At 59.4% G+C, this 3,689-nt stretch carries 4 protein-coding genes; all 4 read right to left on the bottom strand.

The window, feature by feature from the left end:
- Nucleotides 1–42 precede the first annotated feature (42 nt).
- The 4 genes from nuoL to nuoI all read right to left on the bottom strand — a co-directional run bounded on the left by nuoL (nucleotide 43) and on the right by nuoI (nucleotide 3,622).
- On the bottom strand, nucleotides 43–2,034 hold the full coding sequence (nuoL, locus tag VGO04_RS02790; RefSeq protein WP_327494441.1) for an NADH-quinone oxidoreductase subunit L: 1,992 nt from the start codon (nucleotides 2,032–2,034) through the stop codon (nucleotides 43–45).
- Between the two features lie 7 nt (nucleotides 2,035–2,041).
- Nucleotides 2,042–2,350, bottom strand: a complete 309-nt coding sequence (nuoK, locus tag VGO04_RS02795) for an NADH-quinone oxidoreductase subunit NuoK (RefSeq protein WP_034803568.1) — start codon at nucleotides 2,348–2,350, stop codon at nucleotides 2,042–2,044.
- 27 nt (nucleotides 2,351–2,377) lie between these two features.
- The gene (locus VGO04_RS02800; protein ID WP_327494442.1) at nucleotides 2,378–2,992 is read right to left on the bottom strand and encodes an NADH-quinone oxidoreductase subunit J; all 615 of its coding nucleotides are present in this window, start codon (nucleotides 2,990–2,992) and stop codon (nucleotides 2,378–2,380) included.
- Nucleotides 2,993–3,130: 138 nt separating this feature from the next.
- Nucleotides 3,131–3,622 (bottom strand): NADH-quinone oxidoreductase subunit NuoI, encoded by a 492-nt coding sequence (gene nuoI / locus VGO04_RS02805; protein WP_025426590.1) that lies wholly within the window; start codon nucleotides 3,620–3,622, stop codon nucleotides 3,131–3,133.
- Between the last annotated feature and the right edge of the window lie 67 nt (nucleotides 3,623–3,689).

Below are 3,689 nucleotides of genomic sequence, written 5' to 3' on the forward strand. Positions count from 1 at the left end.
GCGGCATGAAGGTGACCGCGGAAAGTACGGGCCAATCGGTCATCAGAAGGAACTCCTGAACATCATCCAAGTAACGAGCGCGGCAATGCCGATCAGCATCGCGAACGCGTAGTGATAGAGGTAACCAGTCTGCAGGCGGACAACGCGGTCAGTGACGTTCATCACCCGTGCAGCGATGCCGTTCGGGCCGTAGCCGTCAATCACGCGACCGTCGCCTTCCTTCCACAGGAACGTGCCGAGCCACTTGGCCGGGCGGACGAACAGGAAATCGTAAAGCTCGTCGAAGTACCACTTGTTGAGCAGGAACTGGTAGAGGCCACGGTGCTGATCGGCCAGATACTTCGGCAGCTCCGGACGGCGGATATACATGTACCAGGCGGTGAAGAGGCCGAGCGCCATGGCGCAGAACGGGCTCCACTTAACCCACAGCGGTACGTGGTGGTACTCGTGCAGGATTTCGTTTTCCGCCGAGGTGAAAAGCGCACCCTTCCAGAACTCGGCATAGCCTTCGCCGAAGAAATGATCGTGGAAAAGCCAGCCAGCGAACACCGCGCCAATGGCCAGGATGTAGAGCGGCACCAGCATGATCTGGGGCGACTCGTGCACGTGATGCATGACATCAGAGGAAGCGCGCGGCTTGCCGTGGAAGGTCATGAAAGTCAGGCGCCATGAATAGAAGCTGGTGAAGAGCGCGGCGATCACCAGCAATGCAAAGGCAAAGCCGGACACCGAGCTATGGGCGGCAAAGGCGGACTCGATGATCGCGTCCTTCGAGTAGAAACCAGCCAGACCAATCAGTCCAGGAATGCCAACGCCGGTCAGAGCGAGCGTACCAATCAACATCGTCACATAGGTAACCGGAATGTGCTTCCGGAGACCACCCATGTAGCGCATGTCCTGTTCGCCATCGACGGCGTGGATCACGGAGCCCGCACCCAAGAACAGCAGCGCCTTGAAGAAGGCGTGTGTGAACAGGTGGAAGATCGCCGCGCCATAGGCGCCAACGCCGAGCGCCACGAACATGTAGCCGAGCTGCGAGCAGGTCGAATAGGCGATGACGCGCTTGATGTCGTTCTGGACGAGACCGACGGTCGCCGCGAAGAAGGCGGTGATCGCACCGACGATGGTGACGACGGTCAGCGCATCCGGCGACAGTTCGAAGACCGGCGACATGCGGGCGACGAGGAAGACACCGGCGGTGACCATGGTTGCGGCATGGATCAGCGCGGAAACCGGGGTCGGGCCTTCCATGGCGTCCGGGAGCCAGGTGTGCAGCAGGAACTGCGCCGACTTGCCCATCGCGCCCATGAAGAGCAGCAGGGATGCGGCGGTGATTGCATCAGCCTTGTCGAGATGCATGCCGAACAGCGTGATGACCGCTTCCCCTGCTCCAGCACCTTCGGCAGGCAGATAGGTCTTCGCAGCGGCAAAGATCGTCTCGAAGTTGACCGAGCCGAACAGCACGAAGACGAGGAAGATGCCAAGCGCAAAACCGAAGTCGCCGACGCGGTTGACTATGAAGGCCTTCATCGCCGCAGCGCTTGCCGACGGCTTCTTGTACCAGAAGCCGATCAGCAGGTAGGACGCGAGACCCACACCTTCCCAGCCGAAGAACATCTGCACGAGGTTGTCCGACGTGATGAGCATGAGCATCGCGAAGGTGAACAGCGACAGATAGGCAAAGAAGCGCGGACGATGCGGATCGTGGTGCATGTAGCCGATCGAATAGACATGCACGAGCGTCGACACCGTATTGACGACGACGAACATGACCGAGGTCAGCGTATCGACGCGGAACGCCCATTCGACATCGAAGCTGCCGGACTGGATCCAGCGCAGCACCGATACCTTGATCATTTCCTGATGGCCCATGGCGACGTCGACGAAGACGTACCAAGAGAGCGCAGCGGCGATGATCATCAGACCGCTTGTCACATATTCCGATGCCTTGGCGCCAATCGAATTACCGAAGAGGCCGGCGATCAGAAAGCCGATCAAAGGCAGGAAGACGATAGCCTTGATGATGGTATCCATAACCCAATCAGCCCTTCATCATGTTGACGTCTTCAACAGCGATCGAGCCGCGGTTGCGGTAGAAGACGACGAGAATTGCAAGTCCGATGGCCGCTTCCGCAGCCGCGACGGTCAGGATGAACAGGGCAAAGACCTGGCCAGTGATGTCGTTCAGGAACGCCGAGAAGGCGACCATGTTGATGTTGACCGCGAGAAGAATGAGTTCGACCGACATCAGGATGACGATGACGTTCTTCCGGTTCAGGAAGATGCCGAAGACGCCCAGCGTGAACAGGATGGCGCTGACGGTGAGATAGTGGGAAATTCCGATTTCCATTTTTTGTTCCTCGATCTCGCGTCCGACTTAAATGCCCTGGCCCGGCTTGACCGTAACCACCTCGACGGCGGTCTCGGGCGAGCGGGCAACCTGCTGCGGGATGCTCTGGCGCTTGATGTTGTCGCGATGGCGCAGGGTCAGCACGATGGCGCCAATCATGGCGACGAGCAGGACCAGGCCGGCGATCTGGAAGAAGTAGACGTAGTGGGTGTAGATCACGTCGCCGAGGGCGGCCGTGTTGGTCCGTTCGGTGATCGCCGGGATCGGCATCGAGATCGACTTGGCGATCTCAGGCGAGAACGTCGCGCCGCCGACAACGATGATGAGTTCAGCGGCAAGGATCAGACCGATCAATGCGCCGACCGGCGCGTATTCGAGCACGCCTGCGCGCAGTTCCGCAAAGTCGACGTCAAGCATCATGACGACGAACAGGAAGAGCACCGCGACCGCACCGACGTAAACGACCAGCAGGATCATCGCGAGGAATTCGGCGCCGGTCAAAAGGAACAGACCAGCCGCGTTAAAGAAGGTCAGGATCAGGAACAGAACCGAATAAACCGGGTTCCTGGCCGCAATAACCATAAATGCCGATGCCACCGCGATGAAGGCAAAGAGATAGAAAAAAAGAACCTGCAGACCCATGATCGGTGCCTTTTTCGTCTTGCACGGCGTGAGGCGCTTCTGGCCCCACTCCACAGGCAAAGCCGGACAGGCGTCCGGCCGTTGCCCAAACCTATGTCACATGCACCGCCCTCCCCGGGGCGGCGCTACGCAATGAGCTCAGCGATAAGGCGAGTCCATCGCGATATTGCGTGCGATTTCGCGTTCCCAGCGGTCGCCGTTGGCAAGGAGCTTGTCCTTGTCGTAGTACAGTTCTTCGCGCGTTTCGGTGGCGAACTCGAAGTTCGGACCTTCGACGATCGCGTCAACCGGACAAGCTTCCTGGCAGAAACCGCAATAGATGCACTTCACCATGTCGATGTCGTAGCGCACCGTGCGACGGGTACCGTCGTTGCGGCGCGGGCCGGCCTCGATGGTGATGGCCTGTGCAGGACAGATTGCCTCGCACAGCTTGCAGGCGATGCAGCGCTCTTCACCGTTCGGATAACGGCGCAGCGCATGCTCGCCGCGAAAGCGCGGGCTGACCGGTCCCTTTTCGAAGGGATAGTTCAACGTTGCCTTCGGCTTGAAGAAGTAACGCATCGACAGAAAGAACGCGCCGACGAATTCCTTGAGGAACAGCGAGCTGACGGCTTGCGAAAGACCGGCCATCATTTACCTCCAGAGTTGCCGGCCTGGGAGCGGCCGGCGGTATGCTGCCAAGCGTGAGCCATCATCA

It is taken from the genome of Ensifer sp., from assembly GCF_035999185.1.
Taxonomy (GTDB): domain Bacteria; phylum Pseudomonadota; class Alphaproteobacteria; order Rhizobiales; family Rhizobiaceae; genus Ensifer.